The organism is Dietzia sp. WMMA184 (assembly GCF_002441635.1).
Classification (GTDB): domain Bacteria; phylum Actinomycetota; class Actinomycetes; order Mycobacteriales; family Mycobacteriaceae; genus Dietzia; species Dietzia kunjamensis.
The window spans coordinates 23,459-46,745 of the sequence record NZ_NXEI01000004.1; the positions used below are offsets into that span (position 1 = coordinate 23,459).

A 23,287-nucleotide genomic window follows, 5' to 3' on the forward strand; every position below is an offset into this window, starting at 1 on the left:
GCGCCCTGTGACCGCATCGCGGTCAGGTTCCGGCCCGCTGTCTCGCCCGCGGCTGGGGCCACAGCGGCGTGGCCAGAATCTGGCTCTCCCTCGCCGCGCCGGTGGCCCCCGTCGACGGCCAGCTCGCGCCCGCCCCCGGCCCTGAAAGCGCGGATGGCTGGGCCCTGTCCAGCCTCGGTGGTAACGTGGGTAACGAAACGGGTTACCGGTTACCCGTTACCTGACTTGGAGGGCTGTCATGTCGACGTCGGAGAAGATCGCTCGAGCCTATGGGGTACTCGTTGCACGAGGGGACAAGGTCACCGTGCGCAGCGTGCAGCGCGAAGCGGGGGTACGCATCGGTGAGGTGGCCGCATGGATGCGCGAGCACGCCACCGGCGTTGCCGGGGATGTGCCCGAGGCCCCAGATCTGTCGGAGGCAATGTCGGCGATGGTGGCCTCAGTGTGGGCCGCGGCATGGAAGCGCGCCGCCGAGCAGGCGGACGAGGCGACCGCTGTGGCGCTGGATACAGCCCGCGGCGGCGAGGCCGACGCCCTGGAGGCGGCCGAACAAGCGGAGTCGCAACGCGACGAGGCTGTCGCGGTCCGAGACCGCGCCCTCGCCGAGCTCGAGGCAGTGCGCGGCGAGCTCGAGCAGCTGCGCGGTCAGATCGAGACCGCACGCCAGGACGTCGCGATCGCGCGCGCCAAGGCCGAGGAGTCCGACCGGGCACGGGTCCGGGCGGAGGCCACCTCGGACACCCTGCGGGAGGTCCTGGACTCGCTGCGCGAGACCGCTCGCAAGCCAGGCCGGTCGGATCAGCCGGGCCAGTCAGCCAGCCCGCCAAAGCGCGACGCGCACTGACTGTCGGAGGGGAAAGCCACACTGGCAGCGGATCAGGCCGTGAGGCCCGTGTGGGCGCCGCAGCGGAAGTCGCTAGCGACAGGAGTGTGGAATGTGGGATCTGGAGACCGCGCTGCTGGCTACCGCTGTCGTCGCTGGCGGCGCCTTGGCCTTGCCGCCGGTAGCGCGTGGGGTCGGCGGGTTCTGCGCGGTGGTTGGCATGCTCGGTGCCCTGCAGGGTCGTACGTGGGCGCCCACGGTAGCGGCGCTGGGGCTGTTGGCGTGGTTTGTCGGTCATTGGTCGTTCGCGGTGCGCCACGACGAGCACTACCGGTCGCGGATAGCGCTGTGGGTGATCGATAGGACCCCGCTGCGATGGACGATCCCGCGGTACTGGCAGCTGCGCCGACGAGCAGCGCCCCGCTGACACATCTTGGCCCGGGCCGCCAACGACAGATGGCCCCGCCGTCGGCGAGGCCATCTCTTGGGGCGACTGTACTGCAGCCTTCAGAACAGTGGGGGTGTGTCGAGCGGTGCGGCGTTGCCGGATGCCCGTGCGTAGGCGACCGGGTCCCAGCCGTCTGCCACGGCGTCGCGGACGGCCAGTGAGCGGGCCTGGCGATCGTGGCGCTCGGCCAGGCTGCGGATGATCCCGGTGCGGCCACAGGCCACCGCGTAGAGCAGGTTCGCCGACTGAGTGGAGGCGATGAGATGTCCTGGATCGACGCGCACGCACAGCGGTTCGTTGCAGCGGTGCTCGCCAATCGCACCGGCGTCGAGTTCGCCGGCGATGACAAGTGCGAAACGGTGGGCGTACTCGGTGCGGCTGACCCCACCTGATCGCCAACTGATGACCGGCAACCGGTAGGTATTCGAAGTAGGTGCAATACAGGCCGTCCCCGGCGAGTGCAGAACGCTGCCCACCTCAAAGCAGAGGGGCTCTGGCCACCATGGAAACCCTCAGTTTTCAACAGTTCGTTGACAACACGATGTTGGCATTGTCATGGTTGCGGCATGAGCCCTGTCATTCCGAACGAATTCGATGAGCTGAATGAGGTGGACTCCGCGCGGCAACGGCTGGGCAAGTCCGGTGCCGACCAGCTGCCTCCGCTCCCCTGGCTGCCGCCAGGAGCCATGCCCGACGATGTGACCTTGCTGCGGTTTGCCATGTGGCGAGCGAACTCAGCAGTTGGCGATGCTTCTCACGATGATCTTCGTGCGGCTCTGACACTTCTAGAGTCGGCACGAGCTGACCTCGATGCGCTCGAAGCAGGTTTGATGTTGATCGCGAGGGCAGAGGGACTGACCTGGCCCGAAATCGCCAAGCAGCTGGGAGTGAAATCTCCGCAGGCAGCTCAGCAGCGCTTTCAGCGGGTGTCGACTCGCGCCCAGGCCGACGACGTCGTGGAGCAACCAGAATGACAGCTGAACGATCCGATTCGTGGCAGTCCCGAGAAGAGTTGCTGGTGCTTCACGGGGTCCGCCTCGCCGGGTTCGCGGACACTGAGGCGGTCGCTGACCGCGTCGACCTGCCAGTCAGCATCGTCGGTGACACTCTCTGCGTCCTCAACAGGCAGTATCTGATTGAGCGTATGACGTTCGCTGACTCCGGTGGCTGGATTCTTACCGAAGCGGGCAAGTGCCGCGACGGCGAACTGCTACAGGAAGAACTTGAGGCGTCCGGCGCGCGACTCGTCCTCCAAGCCACGGCTGACAACTTTGAGACCAGCGTCAATCCCCGCCTCGTCCGGGCTGTGACCGACTGGCAGCTTCGCTCTTCCGCTGAGCGTACGGAGCGCGGAGTCGAGGTGCTGCTGGAGCTGACGGCCTTAGCCGATGCTCTCAGCGACCTCATGGCAGGCCTGGTTGGCCGGCTGCCGCGGTTCAGCCGGTACCCGCGGCAGTTCTCGGCGGCCTTGCACAAGGCTCGCGCGGGTGACCATCAGTGGGTGGCCGGCGTGGGCCGCCTCTCCTGCCACATCGTGTGGGCAGAACTCCATGAGGACCTGCTGTCCAGTCTTGGCCGCGACCGTTCCGCGGAACCCCATCAAGGAGGACGGTAATGGCCGCTCGCACTATCTATCTCGTGCGCCACGGGGCAGCCGACGCCTGGGGCCAGTTGACCGACGAGGGCCGGGCACAGTCCCGATTGATCGGCCAGCGACTCGCCCGTTTGCCCATCGACGTCGTGTGGCATTCCCCGCTGCCACGGGCAGTCGAGAGTGCCCGGATCATCGCAGCCGAGATGCCGCGCGTCCTGGTCGACGAGGCTGCCGAACTCGTCGACCATGTCCCGTTCGTCCCTGACCGCGAATACCTCTCACCCTCATGGGTGGGATTCTTCGACGGCTATGACCGCAGCGAAGCCGATGCCGGTCGAAGGACCGCAGACGGCCTGGCGGCACGGTTCGGCACGCCGAACACGCGGGCACAGCGCCCGACCCACGAGGTAGCCGTGACCCACGCGTACCCGATCGCCTGGATGGTGCGCGATGCACTCAGTGCCCCACCTGCCCGATGGATGTCGCTGGCCGGTGTCGCTAACACTGGGCTCACGGTGATCGAACACACCGACGGGGAACCCCCTGGCGTGGTGATGGTCAACGACATGTCTCACCTGCCCGCCGAACTGCGGTGGACAGGCTTCGCCGGCGGGAGACAGTTGTGAACATCGTGGACCTCGTCGACGCCGATCACTCGACCGCCGGTGGCAAAGCCGCCCCCTTGGCCGGGCTGACACGGGCTGGCTTCAAAGTACCTACCGGTTTCGTGGTGCCAGCAACCACCTACCGAGGCGCGGCCACGGCACTTGGCCTCACCGAACTCTCCACCGATCACGCCGAAGAGGCTCGATCACGAATCCTGCGCTCTCGCCTCCCGGACGGCGTTGTCGATGACGTCTCCCGGGCGTTGGAGCGCATCACCGACGGGGCGCCGACTGACTACGTGGCCGTGCGTTCATCCTCGATCGCTGAAGACAACGCCCACGCATCTGCCGCAGGACAGCATGACAGCTTCCTCGTCCTGCGCGGAGCCGAGCAGGTATGCCAGGCGATCCTGAAGTGCTGGGCCTCGCTGTGGACCGACCGCGCTGCCGCGTACCGAGCCCGCCAAGCCTGGCAGGCACCAGTCGACATGTCCGTGCTCGTCCAACGGCTCGTAGATGCCAGCGTCTCCGGGATCATGTTCACCGGCACTACCAGCGTGATCGAAGCATCGTGGGGCATCGGAGAACGGCTCGTCGCAGGACACGTCACTCCCGATTCCTGGCGCGTCAAAGACTCTGGCATCGTCGAGCGCCGGCTAGGACTCAAGGCCGAGCGCACCGACCGCTACGACGGGCATCTCGTCACCCGCCCCACATCCGCGGCAGAGCAGAAGGAGCCCTGTCTCACGGACCGCGACGTTCTGCGCTTGCACGCCCTCGGCAAAGAGGTCTCCATCACGTTGGGTGGTCCCAGAGACATCGAATGGGCCATCACGGACGACACGACGTGGGTCCTTCAAGCCCGACCCGTGACCGCAGCCGTCCCTGACTCCACAGCACTGCCCCCGATGGCCTCCGGCAATGCCACCCTCACCGGAGAGCCAGCCAGTCCAGGACTGGCTTCTGGCCCCGTCCGCCTGGTCCGCGGACCGGGCGACTTTCCCAAGGTCAAGCGCGGGGATGTGCTGGTCTGTCGCCACACCGATCCTGCGTGGACTCCGCTGTTCACCATTGCATCGGCAGTGGTGACCGAAATAGGTGGAGTGCTCTCCCACGCAGCGATCGTCGCCAGAGAAGTCGGGATACCCGCCGTACTCTCAGTCCCACGAGCGACCGAACTCCTCACCTCTTCCTCCGTGGTCACCGTCGATGGCAACACTGGCCAGATCTCGCTGTGAAGAGGTCTACTCTCCCGAGCGCACACGATGAGGGCTCGTTTGATGTGGTTACCACAGTGACCAGGGGCGGCCCGCAGCGATGGCGGCGCTGATGCGGTGTTCGATGGTGTGTGCGAGTTCGCCTGCCGCGAGTGCGCTGCGGATGCTCTCAGCGATGGTGCGGGAGAGCCCGTCTGGTCCGCGGGTGTCGGCCAGGGGGCTGCCCGGGCCGTGTCGTCGTGCGAGGTATTCGGTGCGGTTGTCGGTGGCGGTGCCCAGGCGTAGATGGTCGGGGTTGGTGCAGCCGGCGTAGTCGCAGCGGTGGCACAGGATGGGGTCGGTCAGGGCGCTCCAGCCGAGTCGGTCAATGATCCCGTGCGTGAGTTGGTAGGCGTACAGGTGTGCCGGGACGGTGCCGCGGCGGGAGAGCCCGGGAAGGCTGGCTGCGCGGAAGGAGCCGTGCCCGGTGGAGGAAATCGCGCCGATCCAGGGCCAGCATTGGTCAGGGCCGCGGCGGTAGCGCTTGTTCTCGAACCGATGCCGGGTAGCGGGGTCGGTGAGCCAGACCCGCCATAGTGCCGCTGGGGTGCGCACTGGTCGGGGGTCGCCGAGCAGGGAGAGCTGCTGGGTGTCGGTTCCTACGGGTCGGGGGAACAGGGCGGCGGTCATCGGGGCCTCGAGTGTCGGGGAGCTGTTACCGGGTGTGGCGAGGATAGGTGTCGACTCCGACATCAGTCGTGGTCGTCGAGGCGTGCGGCGAGGTAGACGCCTTGGTCGCGGGCGGCAAGGGCTCCCCAGCGCAGGGCCGCGGAGATGGACAGGCCTAGCAAGTCGGCCAGCACGGATGCGGGCAGGTCGGAGGCTAGTGCCAGTAGTGCGCCGCCGCGGGCCGCGCGGGCGTCGAGGCCGAGGTCGCGGCCCAGGAGCTGGGCCAGGCGGCCAGGGCTGAGGTGGGTTGCGTTGCGGCCTGGGAACAGCCAGGTCGGGGTGTTTGTGGGCCGGGGGTCGTCGGTGGGTAGGGGCTGACCTGCGAGGTCACCGATCAAGGCGGCCAACGCTGGTGGCAGCAGAACCGGATGATCGCGAAGTGACAGGTAGGTGTCGCCGCCGTCGGTGGTGATGTCCTCGGCGCTTAGTGCGGCGATGCGGGTGAGGTTCTGGCCGAACAGCAGTACCAGAGCGCCGGCCACGCGCAGGCGTAAGTCGAGTGCGGAGTCGGTGAGACACCGGCGCAGCAGCTGCCAGCGGGTGTGCTCGTCGAGGACGTGCCCGGGAAGTCCATCGGTTCCCAGCCAGGGCACCTCGAGGTCTGTTGTCAGTTCTCGCTTGTTGGTCCAGGTCAGAAAGTCGCGCAGGCGGCGCCGGGTGGTGGTGCCTTGGTCGAGCCAGCAGTCGACGTCTTGCTGAGTGGCCTGGGCGAGGTCGGTGCCGCGGGCGTGGAGCCAGTGCAGGAAGTCGGTGGCGCATCGGATGCGGGTGCGCGCGTACTTTGCTGCGGACGGGCTGTTACCGCGGACGCGGCGCAGGCGGTGGATGACGTGCCAGCTGGCGTAGGGCTGCAGTACGACGGCGATGTGGGGTGGTTGGTCGGCGAGCAGGGTGTCGATCCACGAGTCGAGGTCGTCGACGGTGTTATCGCGTGAGGGCAGGACTTCGATAGCGATCAGAAGCCGCCGCAGATAGCGGGTGCGACCGGTCTGGGGCCTGCAGTCCAGACTCGCGTGGGTTAGCTGTTCGTTGTCAGTGACAAGCTCGGTGAGCAGGGTTAGCCAGCTGCGCCGACTTTCGAGCAGGAGCGCGGTGCGCTGGGGTGAGTACATCTCCAGCAGCAGGGCCCGCACCTGCTCGGTCTGCCCGCGCAGTTGCGGGTGACTGCAGATCAGGAGCTTGTCGATTCTGGTGGCGTTGCGGCAGCCAAGGCAGTCGGTGGTGGTGACCAGAAGATCGATGGCTCCGCAGGAGCGGCAGTACCAGTTTCTGTGCTCTCCCGAGCATGGGCCGCAAATCGGCTGGTCGCGGTTGTCGAGTCCGGCTTGGGGGCGCTGGTGGCCGCAGGAGGCGCAGTCGATCGGGTTTCGGCGTAGCTGGTGGCAGCACGATAGACAGACCGGTCCCAGTGGCAGGGTGATCCGCACCGATCGGGTGAGACCACAGACTGCGCAGCGCTTTTTCGCCGCGGGCGACGCCCGCCGGTGGGGACGTTGCCGTGCGCGGCACGACGAGCAGATCGGTCGCCCGCTGGCTACGCCCCTGTCGCAGGGTTTGACCTCGCCACAAACGGTGCACTCGACGCTCGGTGGGATGTAGCAGCGGTAACAGATCCACTGGTCCGGCCGGGCAGGATCGCGGCGGGCATGCGATGTCGAGCGTCGGCATTGGTGGCAGGTGTGGGGGCGCCTGAGGTGGTAGCAGCGGGAGCAGAGCGGCCCAGCGTCGGTGATTGCGTGGGCCGGCTGATCGGGTCGGCCGCAGGCGCTGCAGGTGTACAGCCTTTTCGGCCCGCAGCTCTGGCACACCGGTTGCCCGTCGATGCGGTAGGCCACAGGCCGGGGTCGGTGGCACCGCGAGCACGGAGGTCGGCGATCGGGGTCCGCGCGCAGACAGCGGGCGCAGAGCACGCCGTCGTCCTCACGAGCTACGGGCACCGAGAGTGTTCCGCATCGCCGGCACGGGGTGCGGCGGGAGGCGTTGTAACAGGACATGCACCAGCGGCCCCCGCCTGGAGCGCAATACCGCAGGCGACGTTCTTGTCCGCAGCCCGCGCAAAGGGGCGGCGTGCTCGTTTCGGTCGGCAGTGCCGCGATCTGGTCGAGCAGTCGGTGCAGTCCTGGCGGCGGGTCCTGCGAGTGAGTGCGGACGGCTTCGGGATGCCGGCGCACGTAGTCGAGTACGCCCTGGAGTTCGTCCGGTAACAGTTCCGTGGCGGTGATCGCGGCGCGGTGTGCTGTCTTGGTGTGGTCGGGGTGGAGGAAGGCGAGCACGGTCGCCAGGGCGGCCGTGGGGTCGGTCATGAGCTTGTGGGTCGGCGGATGGTGGTGCGCCGCACGGGCGGGGCGTGACCTGTCTCGGTGGCGCCGGCGGGTTTGGCCACCGAGACGTCGGCGGTGGTGATTTCGATGAGGTCGGAGGTGTCGACGTCAAGGATGTCGCACAGGGCTGCCAACACGTCCAGGCTCAGGCGTTGAGGGGTGGTGGTGACCATCCGGTAGACCTGTTCGCGGGACAGGTGGATGCCGCGTTCGGCCAGCAGCGGCACGAGGTCGCTGGTGGCGAAGTGTCCGCGTTCGGCCATCAGGGTGCGCAGGTGCCAGGTGTAGCTCATCTTCTTGTTCACGGGCTCTCCCACAGGTCGGGGTGGCGGTTGAGGGATCGGCGCAGCAGGCGGTTGCGGTACTCGTCGGACACGCCGGTGTAGATGGCGGTGGTCGCGGCGTAGGAGTGGCCGACCTGGGTGGAGACGAACCGTTCGGGGTAGTCGAACTCCACCAGGTGGGTGACGTAGGAGTGGCGCAGGCAGTGCAGTTTCAATACCGGGTCCAGGCCTGCCGCGTCGCGGGCGGTGGTGAACGCGTCGTCGATGCGGCGCAGTGAGATGCGATCCGAGCGTTCGGTAACCCACAACGCCGGATGGCCCCGGCATCCGAGTAGCGGCCGAACTTCGGTCCGCCAGTGCTCCAGGACCGGCACGATCCAGTCCATCTCCGGGACAGTGAGCACGGTGCGGCGTTTGGCTGTCCCTCCCCTGCTTGCTTTGCCGAACCGGACGAACAGGGCACCGTAGTCGCGGTAGCACGGGGTGGTCGGGTTGTGTCGCAGGTCGGTCACGTCCAGCCCCCACGCTTCCTGGCGGCGAAGCCCGAACGCGTAGATCATCTTGAGCAGCGCGGCATCACGCTGTGCGGTCAACGCTCCCTTACGCCCGGTCCCTGGGATCGCTTCGGCGCGACCGTCGGCGGCATCGAACAGCGCCTGCACTTCGTCGTAGCTCAGTGGTCGTCGGCCGGGTGCGCCTTCGTAGTCGGTGGTGTGGACGATGGTGTTCCACTCGTGCAAGATCTGCTGCGGCACAGTGTCGAAGAGTTGCTGGCACGTGCCGATCCAGCCGTAGCGGGGATCGGTGATGTAGGTCAGGAACATCCGGATGGTGATCTCGTACATCCGCGCGGTGGACATCGCGATCGGATGCGCCGCTTGTCGGCGGTCGGAGATGAACGCCTCGGCGTCCGTGCATGTCCAGGACCACGGGTACTCGTTGGTGAACACGGCGAAGCGTCGGATCAACGCGAGGCGTACGTCGATGGTCTGAGCTTTCAGGAAGCGGGAACGCTGTTGCATCGCCCAGCCGTCGAGCATCGCCTCGAACACCGCAGGTTTGGCGTCGAGGAATGTCACGCCGTCCGGCAGGACATAGCGTGCGGAACCGGGGAGTTCAGCCCTCATCATCATGTTGTATACGATGCAACATCGAGTCGTTTAATGCAATGGCTAAAGTAGAGGTCAACTGACGCCCATGTGAGCGGGAAGCGCGTTTTGGTGATCGGCCAGCGGGTTCACTATGACGTCGAATAGCCGACCAGATGCAACTCCGCGCGGTTCCGTCCGTACCCGTCGGAGATGGCGCCGGTCCAGATGTGGCACCCGTTGCCCGGGGCGCGCACGACACGGGAGTAAAACGCGGCGATCGCTGCTTCGGTCGGAGGCAGCGTCGAGTCGTACGGCCTGGACCGCCTCGCGGCAGGCCGGGGTCGGGGACGGGCGTCCATTCCCGGCAGCGGGATGTCCTCGAACCATCCGCCGGCGACGGGCTCAGGGCTGCTGGTCACCGTTGGTGTCCGCGGGTGTCTGGCCGGCCGCCGTGGTGTCGCTGTCGGCCGCATCCGTGGCCGCGTCGTCGGTGTCGGCGGTGTTGTCCTTAGCGGCGCGGATCGCCGCCCCGACCTCGCGGGCGGACAGTCCGGTCATCTCCGCCAGATCCGCCTGCGCCACACCCAGGTCCCGAAGCTCGACCAGCGCCTGGCCGAGGGCGATCTGCGCGTCATCACGGGCGTCGATCGCCGAGAACACCGCGACCAGCTTGGCCTCGCGCTTGCGAGCCCGCTCCAGCTCGTCGGCCATCGCCTGACGAGCCCTCGCGCGTGCGGTTTGTGAACGCGAATCAGTCTTCGTCGCCGCCATAACTCCGACCCTATTGCCCTACCCATCGTGCCGCAATGCCCAACCACCATGCCACCGTCATCGTCTCGCCGTCCTGGTCCCCGATCGCCGCACCATATCTAGCACTGGCCGTGCTAGATCATCCTCGCTGTCGCTCGCCACAAACTGCCACACACAGTAGGCACTACTAGAGACGTCTGGAAAATGCCTGCTCAGCGCGCCGACGGCGCGGCGTGCATAGACGCCGCCCTGGGGCGCCTCTACGCTGGGGCTCATGATGAGCCTCCGAGCGGTGCACGCCGGTACTGGATACCAGTACCTGCTGCGCTCGGTCGCCACCCACGACGCTGACCCCGCGGGCAAGTCGCTGTCGGACTACTACGCGGCCAAGGGAACACCGCCGGGGCGGTGGATCGGCAGCGGATTGGCCGGCCTTCTGTCTGAGACAGCAACCGCCGGCGCAGTCGTGGGTGAGGTCCAAATGGCCGCCCTGTACGGCGAAGGGCTACACCCGGACACCGATCAGATGATGGCCGATGGGAAGAGCCTGGGCGCCTGCAAGCTGGGCCGGGCTTACCCCCTGTACTCCGGCGATGTCCCCGTTCTCGCGGCGATCTCCGCCGCCGAAAAGTCGTTCCTCACCGCCGAGGGGCGCCGTCCCACTCCCGACGAGAGAAACCAACTTGCCGAGAGCGTGGCCCGCCCGTTCTTTTCCGATGAGTTCGGCTATGAACACGCCTCCGGCAAGGACGTCATCGCCTGGGTAAACCGCGAACGGGACAAGGTCCGCCAGGCCGTCGCCGGGTTCGATTTCACCTTCTCACCGGTCAAAAGTGTCAGCGTTCTGTGGGCGCTGTCCGACGAGCAAACGGCCTCGAAAGTGGCGGCGCTACACCATGAAGCGGTGGCCGAGGCCCTGCGGTGGGCCGAAGACAATGCGATCTACACCCGCGTGGGCGCCGGCGGCATCGAGCAGGTGAAAACTAAGGGCATCGTCGCCGCTGAGTTCACGCACTTCGACACCCGTGGCGGGGACCCGGACCTGCACTCGCACGTGTTGATCGCCAACAAGGTGCAAGGCCCCGACGGCCGGTGGCGCACGCTGGATTCGCGGACGATCCACCAGATGCACCAGGCGATCTCGGCTCGCTACGACGCTGTCCTGCATGACCTGCTCTCCCGCCGGATGGGTCTGAACTTCGAGGCGCACTACCCGCACCCGGACAAGGCGCCGATCTGGGAGATCAAGGGCATCGACCGCCGTCTCATTGACGTGTTCTCCTCCCGTCGCGCGCTAGCGCGCCCGGTGTACGAGCAGCTCGTTGCCGAGTACGTAGATAAGAACGGTCGCCAGCCCACCCAGCGAGCGGCGTACGCCCTGTGGCAGAAGGCGATCCTCGATACCCGCGACGCCAAGAAGCCTGCCCAGTCCCTCGATGAGCACCGTGCCAAGTGGCGCCGGGTGGCTGAGCAGACCATCGGCGCCGACGCCGTCTCATCCGTTGTCCGGGACGTTACCGAGCAGGCCACCGTCGATGCGCCCCGCAAAGTTTTTGACACCGAAAGCCACGCCCGGCAGGTCGCCGAGCAGGCCGTTCAATCGGTGTCGTCACGCCGCGCGCAGTTCCGCCGGTCGCACATCGACACGGCCGTGTCGACAGCTCTGAAGGGCTACCGGTTCGCCTCCTCAGGCGCCCTCGACCAGGCTCATGCCACGGTCATGGACATCGCGCTTCGGGAGCTCATGGTGGAGCTAACGCCCCCTGAGCCGTTGAGCCTGCCCGAGAGCCTGACCGGCCACACCGGCGCAGGTATAGACCGGCACGCCAACGCCGAGAAGTACACCACCCAGGCCGTGCTCGACGCCGAGACTCGCGTCCTCGATGCAGCCCGCACACCGGTGGCAGTGATCGCGTCCCGCGCCACGCTAGAGAAGGCTCTTGCCGCCCACGCCAGGGCCACAGGCTGGCCGCTGAATACCGGGCAGAAGGAACTGGCGCACCACCTCGTCGGGGCGGGAACCCTGCTCGCCGCCGGTGTCGGACCGGCCGGTACCGGCAAGACCACCGCCATGAAAGTGGTCGTGCAGGCGTGGGAGAACACGGGTCGCCACGTCATCGGTCTGGCACCCTCCGCGGCAGCGGCCAGCGTGCTGGCTGAGGACATCGGTACCGACTGCCGCACCATCGACTCCCTGACCTTCACCTGGCTCGGTCGGAACCCCGGTGCCCCGGGAAGGAGCCTCGAGGCGCTGCCGGTGAAGATTCGCCCCGGCGACATGCTGCTGGTCGACGAAGCGGGCATGGCCAGTACCGAGAACCTCGCCGCGCTGACCGAAATCGCCGCCGAATCCGGCGCTGTCCTGCGCCTGATCGGAGACCCGAAGCAGCTCGCCGCCGTCGAGACCGGTGGCCTGTTCGCCGACCTGACCCGCACCCCGGGAACAGTCGAACTGCGTGAGGTCATGCGTATGGGAGCGGACTCCGAGCAGGCCGAGGCAACGCTCGCCCTACGCGAAGGCGACACCGACGCCCTGGGCCTCTACGGGCGCCGTGGCTGGATCCGTGGCGGGCACCGCGAGCAGATGCTCACCGACGCCGTTCAAGCCTTCCTCGAGGACACCAAGATGGGCCGCAAGAGCTTGATCATCGCGTCCCGAAACAGCGACGTCGACTCGCTCAACGAGGTCATCCGCGCCGACCGGATCGCCCGTGGGCAAGTTGATGACACCCGCACAACCCAGGTCGCTCGCGGCGACACCATTGGTGTCGGCGATACGGTCATCGCCCGCAAGAACTCGATTCTCTACGACGATCACCGCCGGCCCTTGGGGCGCGTGATTAACGGCCAACTGTTCACCGTCACCGGCATCGCCGAGGACGGCTCGCTGTCGGTACGGGACCAGTCCACAGGGCAGGACATGGCAGTGCCAGCCGGTTACGCCGGCCAGAACATGCATCTGGGGTATGCGGCCACAGTGCACCGCGCTCAGGGCGCCACCGTCGACACCACCCACGCAGTCGTCGACACCTCGGTGGACCGTGCCGGCCTGTACGTTGCGATGACCCGCGGCAAGAAGGAGAACCGCGCCTACGCCGTGTGCGAACCCACGGTCGACCTGTCCGCCGAAGACGCCCACATGCACTCAGCCGGCGACAACGACGCCCCCACCGCCGCCGAGGTACTGGCCGCCATTCTTAGGCGCGACACTCACCAAGCCTCCGCGACCGCAACACTGCGCGAGGAGATGACAGGCGCCACCGACCCGGCGCGCATTGAAGCGCTGTACCGCCACGGCGTGGACCTCGCTGCCCAAGCCTTCACCAGCTCCACGCTGCCCGGCTACATCGACGCCCTGCCGCGCCTCTACAGCCGACACCTCGAGCCCGGAGGCGACCAATACGACTCCCTCGCCCGAGCCTGGGCCGACGCCGCCACCACCGGCCACGACCCCCGCGAGCTGTGGGCTGAGGCCACCGCGAACCTGGAGACCGCCGACAATCCAGGGGCCGTCATCGCGCACCGGATACGTCACGCGACAAATGAGGACCGGGACCGGGATGCCCTGCCCACTCCTCCCCCAATCGCGCCGGCCACCGACACCGAACTGGCAGCGTGGCTGGCGACCACCCACGGCTCGCTCACCACTGCGCCGGCACCCGCACCGTCTGACGACTTCGCTGAGTCCTATCTGGCCCACCGTGCCGCAGAACAAGAACGCGGCCCGGACGTCGAATCGACATCCGGACCGCAATGGGATTGGGGAGCCACCACCGATTCCTCCCCCGACCCGTGGTGAGCCCGAGAAGGCAGGGGGGTTGTCAGCAGTACTTGTCGTACTTGTCCAGCGCCTTCCAGGGCTCGGGGTTGTCGTTGTCCAGGGCCGTCATCCTCAGCGCTTCACAATCCAATGGGCTAAGACGGGTGCCACTACTACTCGAGCTGCCGGGGCTGCGCGATGTGCTGTCGTCGTCAGAGGAGGAACACATTCCCAACCCCAGCAAGAGGGCAACACCTATGGCAACGGCACATCCGCAGCCTGCACCAGATTCGCTAGACACCGCCTAAGCGTAAGTTAACACGCGTCCTGGTCTTACTTGGCTACGTCTCGATCACGGGGGGTTCAGCAAAGTCCGCTTGCGTCACCTCGGCGGACCTGGCCTCGAACGTGCGATCAGCGCGGTGGCTCAAGTACGACTCCGTGAACGGATTCGCCGACGACAGGGGCTCGCTGCCGAGAGCGCGATCGGGAGACCACGCAGGCGGGGGAAGCTGCCCAATCTTGATCTCGTCGCCGACTGGGTATGTGAGGGCCCATCGGGAATCGGGGGTGGTCCCCGTGGTCCGGTCGAGACGGTCCTCGATCGCGGCCCGTGCGCTTGGACCGAGCAGGTCGGGGCGATCGAGCTCAATGTGGTCGATCGGTACGTCGACCTCTATGTCGGCCCCATGGTGGTACACGCTGAGCAAGCCCGAGTACATGGCTAGCTCGGCGCCACTGTACGTGTCGACGGTGTACCAATCCTCGGGGTATTCCATGAGCGCTATCGCGATCTCACCGACCGCGGACCGGTACTCGAGCCCCCTGGCGACGGCTTCGGGAGTCCTGGTGTCGAGCAGGCCCATCAAGCGGTCCTGCCTGACACTCATGTGCGAGTCGAACCGCGCGTCGTGAAATCGGACATCCCACGGGTCCTGTGGGTCTTGCGGCATGACCGTCAACGGGGAGTCGGCCGCTGCCAGGGTATCGGCGAGGTAGGTCCTCATCTGGTCGTTGCCAGGCGCCTGTGCGCTCATAGCTCTTCGACCTCTGGGGCTGTATCGACGGACACCGCAGCGCTGTCGAACGTGGCAGCGGCGGGCTGAGCTTCCTGATCGGACTGGGCGATGAGCTGGGACGGTGTCTGCGTTCCTACGCCGGTGTCGATAACGTCCGCGACTGCCGGCGAGCCGCCGACGGCGGCCACCTCGGTGTGCAGCAGCTCCTCGGTGAGGCCGACCCTGCGCTCACCTGCGAGGTCGGCGGTATCGACCGACGAGAGGCCGGGGGTGTCGGTGATCGCCGCATCGAGCACGCCGGCCAGCTCGTACTCGGTGATCTCCAGGGTCACCGCTGCGATCACCGCCAGGGTCAAGAAGTCCGGGTCCGGTCCTGACCGCTCGCGAGCGCGGCGAACGGCCTCATCGCGCTCTTGCTCGGCCTGGGTCCGATCAAGTTCTGCCTGCCGCCGCGCTTCCTCCGCGGCCTGCACCAGCCGCCTTCGCTCCAGCTCGGCGGCGAGCACCTCACGCCGCGCCTGAGCGACCTTTTCGGATACGCCGGAGTCTGCGCGAGCGGCCTCCACCACGAGCGATCCGACCGAGTGTTGGCGGGCGGAGTGCTCGCCGAGCGAGCGAGTCCGCGGCGGGTACGGATTAGCTGCCGCGCCCACGCGGGCGTGACGGACCAGATCGGCGACCACCGGGTCGCTGGGGTGCGAGCTCATAGCGTGCCTTCCTCAATGGGGTCCGATTTCAAGGGCTTGCCCGGTTGGTGACCGGACGTGCAGGCGACCATTGGCGAGCGCTCTCCCGTCAGGAGCGGCATGTGGTGGTCGCCGATCGTGCGCAGGAACACCTCATCGCAGGTGGCCGGGTCCCGGCGGGCCAGTGACTCGTACGCGAGCCACATCGAACGGATGCGGAATCGGACCGAGCGGTGCGCCCACCAGCGCGAGCACCACTTCTGACTCATGCCCGTCGACTCGTAGGCCAGTCGCAGGTAGTCGTCGAAGAAAGCGAACTCGTCGGTGAACCGCAGGATGGGCGGCACGCCAAGCTCAGTCTCGGCGAACCGCTGGACCTCCCTCTCCACGGTGCGGGCAAGGTGGTCGGTGAGGCCGGGTGTTGCCAGAACATCCTCTACAGCAGCAGGTAGCGACTCCTTGGCCGCCGCCGTGAGGGTCTCACCGAACGCCTCGACGATCTTCTTGTCGAACAGGTGGCTCACGCTGCGGCCTCTTCGGTCTTCTCAGGTGCGGAGGGAAGGTCTTGGTGGTCCCACCGGACCATCCGGGCCAGGATGGGGCGCCGGCCGGTGGCCAGGACGATCATTCGCCCGAACGGCAGAGCGGCCAGCTCGGCGGCGGTGATGGTCTGCTTCTCGACCGTCTGGGTCGACACGGACCGTCCGCGATCGCCGCCGCCGCTGGAGATGGAGCGTTGCTGTTCGGTGTGGGTGCCGATGAGATGGGCCAGCTCGTCGAGGAATCGGTAGTCCTTGTGGCCGGGGCCGATGACGACGATCGCGGCGGCAGACCACAGCTTCTTCATGCCCTGCTCGCCCCACACTTCCACGCCCTGGGCGTAGGACTGGAGCACGGTCGAGCAGATGATGCCTCGGGAGCCGAAGGTCGAGTAGTAGTCGGGAAGCCTGGGCCACCGCACGATGTTGGCGATCTCGTCCAGGGCGGCGGTCACCGGCACCGGCAGGCGCGAACCGGGGCAGGTGTCGGCCCGGTCGACCAGGGCCTTGAACACCGCGACGGTCAGGATGGACGTCACCGGCCGGCCGATCGGGTTCTCCTCATCCGAGACCAGATACAGCGTGTCGGCCTCGGAGTTTGCGAAGGCGACCGGGTCGAAACGCTGGGCACCGGCCTGGGGGGTCAGCCACCGCACGATCTGCCTGCGTCCCAGGCAGGAGATCATGTTCTTGGCCGCGGAGAACACGTTGGAGCGGGTACGGGGATCGGCGTTGTACTTGCTGGCCAGGTCCGCAGCCTGCGGCTTCCACTGACTGTCGGCCAGGATGTCGACCGGGGTGGCGTCCTCGAGATTGGAGACCCATCCGTAGACATCGGTGATGGGACGGTTCTTCATCGCCGCTGCCAGGAACAGCGAGGCGAGCAGGTCCACGGCCTGGGAGTAGAAGTACGCGTTGGGGTCGCTGCCGGCCTCCCCGCGGGCGGTGGCGGCGTTGAAGATCTCGGCGAGCTCCTCGGCGTTGCCGTCCCACCACTGGTCGCGGCGCACGAAGTCCAGCGGATCGAAGTACCACTTGGAGGTGTCCAGCCCGACCGCCTTGTCCTGCGGGTCGAGCACCCAGACACGGCCGAGGAGCTGACGGAACGGCATCGTGGCCTCGATGACGTCGCGCTTGCACGAGGTGGAGATGCAGATGCCCGGGGCGCGGCGGATCATCGGGATGATGCGGCTGGAGGTCTTGCCCTGGCGGGGACCCCACAGATCCAGATGCAGGTCTTCCCACCCGCCCCAGAGATCTTGGCCGGAAGCGACCTCCTTGCCGATGTACACCCCCGGGATCTGGGTGGTGTCGCCTCGCTCGCGGTTGGCGCGGACCACGCTCTTGGCCGACAGTGACTTCACGTCAGCGCGGCCCGCCAGGTGCTTGGTGATCCCATCGACGCGGGTCCTGCGGCCCTGCCGGCGCCCGACGAGCGCCGCCACCACGGCCACGATCACAACGGCGATCACCACCAGGGCCACGGCGACGACCGTGGCGCCGGTGGTCCACTGCACCTGCCCCTGGGCCAGGTCGATCACCGCCACCGCGGGGTTACCGGGAACCTGTTGACCGGTGGGGGCGATGGATTCGCCGAGGGCGATACTGCCCCACACCGCAATCACCGCGGCCGCCACCACGCCCATCATGACCAGCGCGATCGTGGGTCCGGGCTCGCGGGTCTGGGACGTTCGTGCCAGGTCTTTGCCTGCCATTGTTGCCTCCCTGGTGTGATGTGCGCGGTTACTCGCCCACAGATCGGTATTGGTAGCTGGCGACCTTCCACGTCTCGCCGGTGCGCTTGAGCTCGACGGTCGCGGTGATGCGCTCGAGCGGGGTCGTTGCTCCGTCGGGGTGCAGCACTTTCTGCTGCACCGTGACCAGGCGCCGAGCTTGGTTCGCGTCCTGCGGGACGGGGTCTTGATCTCCGGCCAGGCTTGCGGCGCCGATCACGCGGTCACCCGAGCGCGCCCATGCCGGCCACTGCCCAGGGGCAGGATCTGGGTCCGGGCGGGTGGTGGCCGCGTCCGCCATCTGGCCGGTGAGCTGGTCGGAGATCGCGTGCATCGCATCCCACGGGGACTGCTGCTGCGCGGGGGTCCACGTGTGAATCCCTGCCATCACCGCCACCGCCACTTCATCGGCGGTCGTGATCGGGTCGATGTGTACGTGCGCATCGGTTCCCGGTTCATCATCGCGTCCAAGCGTCAGAGCCATCGCGACGGCGGCGACCACTACCGCCACCACCGCCGCGGCGACCACGGCTACGCCTTTGGTGTTCATCGCTGTCTCCTACTCGTCGGCGGTGTTCATGCGGCGGCGAACCTTGCGGCCTCTTGCGGCACGATGACCACGTACTTTTGCGTCTCGGCATATGGAGGTACCCCGCCGAACTGCTGCACGGCGCCGGGTCCGGCGTTATAGCCGGCCAGCATCAACGCCTGCGGGTCGCCACTGAGCTCGCCCGAGGCGATGCCCTCTCGCTGGCCCTCGGCGATCTCGCACAGGTAGCGGGCGGCGGCCATCGTCGCGTCCGCCGGGTCCGACGGAGAGCCCGAGCCGGGAGGTCCGGCGATCTGGCCGTTGTCGTCGACCTTGGCGCCCTTGGCCGCCCATGTGCCGGGCATGAACTGCCCGTACCCTTGCGCTCCGGCCGTCGAGACCGCCGTGGCCTGGAAGCCGGCCGATTCGTGGTACAGCAGCCCGGCCAGCAGCGGAGAGTCGACCTCGCGGCAGACCTGGCCTCCCAGGTCGATCCACTTGCGCAGTTCGGCGGGGATCTCGCCCGCGTTCAGGCTGCGATGCCCGAAGTCCGGGGCGCAGTCGTCGCCCCCGGCGGCGCCGGTGGTCTCCGAGGAGTCGTCGGCACCGTCGGTGGGGGCGGCGCCGTAGCGCTGGTCCGGGGTGGGCTTTCCGCCGCCGGCGACGGTGACGTGCACGTGGTCGAAATGGTTCTGGGTCGGGTCGCCCCGGTCCTCCCTCTGGTTGGGCTGCCCGGTGGCGGGGATGTACTGCTGCCGCCAGATCAGGTACTCGATGTTGAAGAACTCGCGGTGCGTCAGCAGGTAGTTCGTGATGCGATTGCCCAGCTCGCGGCCCTCGCTCGAGGAGTAGTCCGGGATCATGATGTCCACGGCGCGGCCCGACGGGTGATCGGGGTAGGCATCAACAGGCCGCCACCCGCCGATGGTCTTCACGTCGGGAAAGCGCTGCGCTACGGCCCGGGCCACCCGGATCGAGTCGACCTGCAAGTTCTCCTTGGAGGCGATCTTGTCCGAATCGGGCATCTCCCCACTCGAGGGCGGAGACGGCTGACGGGAGGTCGTTGACTCGTCGGGGGGCGGCTCACTGCCTCCCGAGCCCGGGTTCGCGGCCCGGTCGAGCCACGGCTGCGGATCGGTCTCGCTCCCACCGGTCAGGCGCCCGCCCTGCCACACCTCCAAATGCAGGTGGGCGCCGGTGGACTGGCCGTTGTTTCCGACCTCACCGATGTGCTGTCCTGCGGCAACGGTGTCGCCCACCTGCACGGCCACTCCGTCGTCCCACATATGGCCGTAGACGGTCGAGTAGGGCTGACCGTCGATGGTGTGGTCGATGACGATCCAGTTGCCGAACCCGCTCGCGGGGCCGGCGGCGGTCACCACGCCTGGGGCCATCGCGTACATGGGCGTGCCGTCGGCGGCGGCCAGGTCGATGCCTCGGTGGCCGGGCCGGTCTGCGCTCTTGTAGGTCGAGGACACGACGTAATCGCCTTCGGCGATCGGCAGGCTCAGCTCGCCGGCGGGCACTCCCCCGCCGCCGGTTATGGCCCCGTTCGGGCGGCACCGATCGTCGCTGCCGTCTCCGAGGATCACCACGACCACCAGCGACAGCACGATGATCCCGATGACGATGCCGACGACGAGCTTGGCCGACCGCATCCGTCTACAGCCCTAGCTGCGCTCGAAGGGCCGCGTTCTCGGCTTGCAGCGCCCGCAGGGTGGACGAGTTGTGGGCCTGCCACGTCCCCGCGGCGACCGACCAGCGGCGCACCGAGTCGCGGCTGATGCCGAACTCGCGGGCGACGACCTCGGCGGCGGCTGAGGTCGAGGGGAACTGGGGCTCGAGCTCTGCCAGCCGCGCGACCACCTGGTCGCGGAAATCGGCGTCGTACGCAGTTGAGCTCATGCCGACACCGCCTGCCCGGAGGGCACGCCATCGAGCAGCTCGCGAAAGCGCACGTTCGTGTCGTGGATGTTGGTCTCCCGCTCGGTCGCGGTCAGCAGAACCTGCACCGGGATCCCGGCGGTGCCGTCCTTGGACGACTTGAGCATGAACTTGCCTCGCCCCAGGGGTGGCTTCTTACGCTCGCGGGCTTCGGTGCGCTCGATCGGCGCGCCCTTGGACCAGGCGGTGATCATCGCTGCCTCAGCATCGGTGAACTGGAGAACGCCCTTGAGCCGCTCCAGCTCGCCGGCGGGAAGACCGCCGCAGATGACCATGCCGGCCCGCTCGATGAAGCCCATCGCGGTCTTGACGTCGACCTCGTTGGGCAGCGTCTCCAGGTCTCGGCCCGTGTGGGTGATCATCAGCAATCCGGTGCCGTCGGTGCGGTTCAGGCGCGTGAGCTCGTCGACGCGCTGCACCATCCCCGCCCCGGCGCCCAGGGTCGCCCACATCTCATCGAGAATCGCCAGGAAGTAGCGCTGCGGCGCCAGACCGCAGTCGGCCAGCACGTGCGCGGCCTCCATCGCTCCATAGGCATCGGACCAGCAGGCCAGGAGCACGCCCGCCTTGAGCGACTGGTCTCCTCGAGCGATCGCCGAGACGTCGATGCAGATCGCCGGGGCGTCGAGGTCGATCTTGGTGGTGGTGTGCTCGGCGAACACCTGGCCCATGACGCCGTCGGTCAGCGACTCCAGCGTCTGGACGAGGGTCCGGACCGTGCGCCGGTACTCCGTTTCGTCGGCGACGAACAGCGCTCGCCGCAGGTCGGCGTTTCCGGATCGGATGTAGTCGATCAGGTCTCGCAGTAGCGGCGGTGAGGCGAAGGAGAACCTGCCGCCCTGGCGCATCTCCCGCAACGAGGTGGAGATGACCAGACCCTCGAAGTCAGCCAGCGGCCGACCGCGGATCAGCTCGGCCAGTGCCACGACCATCGTGACCTGCCGCGAGTGCACTGACTCCTCGGTTTCGGTGATGGCCTCGGCAAGGCGTGTGCTGTCCTCGCCCCGGGCGCGGAGCTCGTCCAGATGGGCCTGCATCACCGGGATCGCCTCGCCCAGAGCGCCGGCGGCCAGCGGGTTCAGGTGCCCGTGCCCATGTCCGAGACGGATCACCTGCCCGCGCTTTCCGGCCGGGGTGACCATCGCATCGGTCACCGCCACGTACTCGCCTTTAATGTCCCCGGCCACGATCGGCACATGGCCCTGGGCGACCGCGCCGATGAACTGCTTGCGGATGATCGTGGACTTGCCCAGCCCGGGCAAGGAGAGCACGAACGCCGACGGGTTGCCGATGATGCCGGCCCGGAACCACGACAACACGTCGCCGGAAACGTCCTGGCCGGTCTGTGCGTGAACCCCCAGAGGGACGCCGACCGCCGGGGCGGTCGCCCCGACCACCCACGGGTTGAAACCACAGCCGTAGTTGGTGGAGGTCTGGGTGGCGGCCGGGGCGGAGACCACTGCCATCCGCCCCGAGAACGCGCCCTTGAAGCCGCGGCCGTCGAGGGAGGCGTAGCGATTAGTGAACCGGGGCTTTCCGTAGCGGAGCTGCGGTGCCTGGCGAGCGGTGCGCGCCTGCTCGGCCCGCTCGGGGTGCTCGTCGCACCACCGCTTGTACGCACGGCCGGTTCGTGTGTGCGGCCAGGGAGGGAGCTGATCGCCTGCGGTGATACGGGCGTGCAGCTCTTCCAGCTCTGCCGGCCCGACGGGGGTCTTGGTGCGCCTGGCCATCACTCCGCCTTCGCAAACGAGGAAATCGTGGACTTCTGATCGAGCAACACGCCCAGACCCAGCCCGGCGGCGAACGCCGCATCCTGCTGGCCGTTGGTAGCGTGCAGCCGAAGCTGAGACCGGTTGCCGAGCTGGCCGATGATCGCCGAGCCCTGGTCGAGCAGCTCAGGATCGCGCAGAGTGAGCGTCACCAGCAGCGAGTACTCGCCGAGCTGGCCGCCTCGGGCCAGCGCCTGCCGCGCGGCCTCGGTGCGCTCCAGGCGCAGGCCGGCAGAGGCCTTGCCGATCGAGCGGGTCTTGTTCGCAGCGTTGACCGCGTCGGTGTGCTCCTTCTCGACCTGCCTCACCCCGTCACCGGCGGCGATCGGGCGGTAGATCAGCGTCACGCGCTTGCGGGGAATGTCTGACTTCGGCTCCAACAGGGGCCGCAGGACGTGGTCCGGGAACGCGGCGGCCGGCGGGGCGGCCATCTCGAACGAGCGGGACACCCAGTCTTCGTGGCGGTAGTGATTCCACTTCGCCACAGCCTCGGCCGGGCCGGCGTCGTCCCAGTCCACTCCGAGCGGCTCGCCAGACAGGCGAGCGCTGTTGATGGTCTCCTCCAGGTCGGGGCGGTAGCAACGCAACGCCAGCCCGATCGCGTCCTCCGGGTTCATCGGTGTGGCAGACACTCCCGCGTACTCGAGCCGCTGGTACAGCCCGGGCAGCCGGAAACCCAGATCGGTGGCCATCGCCTCGGGGTCCTTGCGCTGCATCGCGGTGGCGGCCTTGAAGGTGACCGCGATCCACGACCGCGTGACGAGCTTGCCGCGAGCAAACTCCACCGCCGACTCCGCCTGGATGCGGCGGGCGATCTCCGGGGTGGACTCGCTGACCGAGTCCTTCACCGCGGCGATGAGGTCCTGCCCGGTCGTCGGGTACGACTCGACGGTCACGGTGGCCGCCACGACGTCGTCGTTGAGCGACAGCTCGGCGAGCCAGGCGCCCCACTCGGCGGTCATGTCGTTGCGGTCGGCCACCGTCAGCGGCTCCTGGCCACGTGAGGCCGCGTCCAACAGGACGGTGTACTGGTTGAGCGCACGGTCGCGGATGAGCGCGAAATCGTTGCCGGCCACGTCGCGGCCGACGTGCAGCTCGGTCTTGGCCAGGGCACCGGGCAGCCGGTATCGGCCGCCAGGTACCCGCGAGTTAGGCCCGGACCGGTACACCGTGGAGCCAGCGGCCTGTGCCCGCCAGAATTGCCAACGCATTTGAGCCACCTCGTAGAGAGTTCGATTACCGATACGCAGTACTGCCGGGGCCAGGTACGCCACCGCCAGCACCGCAATGAGCGCTCCCGCGCCTAGTCCGCCCTGCATCAGCACCAACATCGCCACGATGAAGGCGATCCCGGCGATGATCGTGGCCCGCAGCGGCAGGCCGAACATGCCGGTGCGCTGCGACTTCTCACCCAGCGTGTAGAGCCGAAGGTCCGCCTGCTCACCTGATGCAGACACCAGCGATCTC

At 67.7% G+C, this 23,287-nt stretch carries 23 protein-coding genes; 7 read left to right on the forward strand and 16 right to left on the reverse strand.

Translation table 11 applies throughout. From position 1 onward, the window contains the following. Positions 1-238: 238 nt before the first annotated feature. Entirely contained in the window at positions 239-844 is a 606-nt protein-coding gene (locus tag CK206_RS18435) for a hypothetical protein (protein ID WP_096907577.1), read from the forward strand. Positions 845-935: 91 nt separating this feature from the next. After that, positions 936-1,250 (forward strand): hypothetical protein, encoded by a 315-nt coding sequence (locus CK206_RS18440; protein WP_096907578.1) that lies wholly within the window; start codon positions 936-938, stop codon positions 1,248-1,250. Between the two features lie 80 nt (positions 1,251-1,330). On the opposite strand, the gene CK206_RS18445 is transcribed toward CK206_RS18440, so the two are convergent. Continuing rightward, a complete protein-coding gene (locus tag CK206_RS18445) occupies positions 1,331-1,684 on the reverse strand; it encodes a hypothetical protein (RefSeq protein WP_254050719.1) in 354 nt (117 codons plus the stop codon). 153 nt (positions 1,685-1,837) lie between these two features. Here CK206_RS18445 and CK206_RS19765 point away from each other — a divergent pair, with 153 nt between their 5' ends. Genes CK206_RS19765 through CK206_RS18460 form a run of 4 tightly spaced genes read left to right on the forward strand, consistent with a single transcriptional unit; the run spans position 1,838 to position 4,708 of the window. Beyond that, positions 1,838-2,245, forward strand: a complete 408-nt coding sequence (locus tag CK206_RS19765) for a hypothetical protein (RefSeq protein ID WP_143337784.1) — start codon at positions 1,838-1,840, stop codon at positions 2,243-2,245. Continuing rightward, entirely contained in the window at positions 2,242-2,886 is a 645-nt protein-coding gene (locus CK206_RS18450) for a transcriptional regulator (RefSeq protein ID WP_143337785.1), read from the forward strand. Before CK206_RS19765 ends, CK206_RS18450 begins: the two co-directional genes overlap by 4 nt. Then, a complete protein-coding gene (locus CK206_RS18455) occupies positions 2,886-3,491 on the forward strand; it encodes a histidine phosphatase family protein (RefSeq protein WP_096907545.1) in 606 nt (201 codons plus the stop codon). Before CK206_RS18450 ends, CK206_RS18455 begins: the two co-directional genes overlap by 1 nt. Beyond that, complete coding sequence (locus tag CK206_RS18460; RefSeq protein ID WP_096907546.1) at positions 3,488-4,708, forward strand: PEP/pyruvate-binding domain-containing protein; 1,221 nt, start codon at positions 3,488-3,490, stop codon at positions 4,706-4,708. The genes CK206_RS18455 and CK206_RS18460 overlap by 4 nt, the downstream gene beginning before the upstream one ends. A gap of 48 nt (positions 4,709-4,756) precedes the next feature. Here CK206_RS18460 and CK206_RS18465 read toward each other — a convergent pair whose 3' ends face one another. The 6 genes from CK206_RS18465 to CK206_RS18490 all read right to left on the reverse strand — a co-directional run bounded on the left by CK206_RS18465 (position 4,757) and on the right by CK206_RS18490 (position 9,862). Continuing rightward, the gene (locus CK206_RS18465; protein ID WP_096907562.1) at positions 4,757-5,356 is read right to left on the reverse strand and encodes a hypothetical protein; all 600 of its coding nucleotides are present in this window, start codon (positions 5,354-5,356) and stop codon (positions 4,757-4,759) included. A 62-nt stretch (positions 5,357-5,418) separates the two neighbouring features. Then, positions 5,419-6,822, reverse strand: coding sequence for a hypothetical protein (locus CK206_RS18470; RefSeq protein WP_143337779.1), 1,404 nt, complete (start codon positions 6,820-6,822; stop codon positions 5,419-5,421). An 872-nt stretch (positions 6,823-7,694) separates the two neighbouring features. Then, on the reverse strand, positions 7,695-8,021 hold the full coding sequence (locus CK206_RS18475; RefSeq protein ID WP_096907548.1) for a helix-turn-helix transcriptional regulator: 327 nt from the start codon (positions 8,019-8,021) through the stop codon (positions 7,695-7,697). Next, positions 8,018-9,127 (reverse strand): tyrosine-type recombinase/integrase, encoded by a 1,110-nt coding sequence (locus CK206_RS18480; RefSeq protein WP_371607152.1) that lies wholly within the window; start codon positions 9,125-9,127, stop codon positions 8,018-8,020. The genes CK206_RS18475 and CK206_RS18480 overlap by 4 nt, the downstream gene beginning before the upstream one ends. 113 nt (positions 9,128-9,240) lie before the next feature. Next, positions 9,241-9,510: a hypothetical protein gene (locus tag CK206_RS18485; RefSeq protein ID WP_216824191.1), complete on the reverse strand. Its 270-nt coding sequence runs from the start codon at positions 9,508-9,510 to the stop codon at positions 9,241-9,243. Further along, positions 9,494-9,862: a hypothetical protein gene (locus tag CK206_RS18490; protein ID WP_254050720.1), complete on the reverse strand. Its 369-nt coding sequence runs from the start codon at positions 9,860-9,862 to the stop codon at positions 9,494-9,496. The genes CK206_RS18485 and CK206_RS18490 overlap by 17 nt, the downstream gene beginning before the upstream one ends. A gap of 253 nt (positions 9,863-10,115) precedes the next feature. Here CK206_RS18490 and mobF point away from each other — a divergent pair, with 253 nt between their 5' ends. Then, positions 10,116-13,640, forward strand: coding sequence for a MobF family relaxase (gene mobF, locus CK206_RS18495; protein ID WP_254050721.1), 3,525 nt, complete (start codon positions 10,116-10,118; stop codon positions 13,638-13,640). Between the two features lie 302 nt (positions 13,641-13,942). On the opposite strand, the gene CK206_RS18500 is transcribed toward mobF, so the two are convergent. The 9 genes from CK206_RS18500 to CK206_RS18540 are packed head-to-tail and all read right to left on the reverse strand — an operon-like array spanning position 13,943 to position 23,277. Beyond that, the gene (locus tag CK206_RS18500) at positions 13,943-14,638 is read right to left on the reverse strand and encodes a hypothetical protein (protein WP_143337786.1); all 696 of its coding nucleotides are present in this window, start codon (positions 14,636-14,638) and stop codon (positions 13,943-13,945) included. Then, positions 14,635-15,327 (reverse strand): hypothetical protein, encoded by a 693-nt coding sequence (locus CK206_RS20200; RefSeq protein ID WP_096907582.1) that lies wholly within the window; start codon positions 15,325-15,327, stop codon positions 14,635-14,637. The genes CK206_RS18500 and CK206_RS20200 overlap by 4 nt, the downstream gene beginning before the upstream one ends. Continuing rightward, entirely contained in the window at positions 15,324-15,830 is a 507-nt protein-coding gene (locus tag CK206_RS18510; RefSeq protein WP_096907583.1) for a DUF4913 domain-containing protein, read from the reverse strand. The genes CK206_RS20200 and CK206_RS18510 overlap by 4 nt, the downstream gene beginning before the upstream one ends. Further along, positions 15,827-17,560, reverse strand: coding sequence for a type IV secretory system conjugative DNA transfer family protein (locus CK206_RS18515; RefSeq protein WP_096907584.1), 1,734 nt, complete (start codon positions 17,558-17,560; stop codon positions 15,827-15,829). Before CK206_RS18515 ends, CK206_RS18510 begins: the two co-directional genes overlap by 4 nt. A 28-nt stretch (positions 17,561-17,588) precedes the next feature. After that, on the reverse strand, positions 17,589-18,128 hold the full coding sequence (locus CK206_RS18520) for a hypothetical protein (RefSeq protein WP_253701968.1): 540 nt from the start codon (positions 18,126-18,128) through the stop codon (positions 17,589-17,591). Positions 18,129-18,154: 26 nt separating this feature from the next. After that, positions 18,155-19,765 (reverse strand): peptidoglycan DD-metalloendopeptidase family protein, encoded by a 1,611-nt coding sequence (locus CK206_RS18525; protein ID WP_067715232.1) that lies wholly within the window; start codon positions 19,763-19,765, stop codon positions 18,155-18,157. Positions 19,766-19,769: 4 nt separating this feature from the next. Beyond that, complete coding sequence (locus CK206_RS18530; protein WP_063935020.1) at positions 19,770-20,012, reverse strand: transposase; 243 nt, start codon at positions 20,010-20,012, stop codon at positions 19,770-19,772. Continuing rightward, positions 20,009-21,781, reverse strand: coding sequence for an ATP/GTP-binding protein (locus CK206_RS18535; RefSeq protein WP_067715234.1), 1,773 nt, complete (start codon positions 21,779-21,781; stop codon positions 20,009-20,011). Before CK206_RS18535 ends, CK206_RS18530 begins: the two co-directional genes overlap by 4 nt. Then, on the reverse strand, positions 21,781-23,277 hold the full coding sequence (locus CK206_RS18540; RefSeq protein WP_082923841.1) for an SCO6880 family protein: 1,497 nt from the start codon (positions 23,275-23,277) through the stop codon (positions 21,781-21,783). The genes CK206_RS18535 and CK206_RS18540 overlap by 1 nt, the downstream gene beginning before the upstream one ends. Positions 23,278-23,287: the final 10 nt, after the last annotated feature.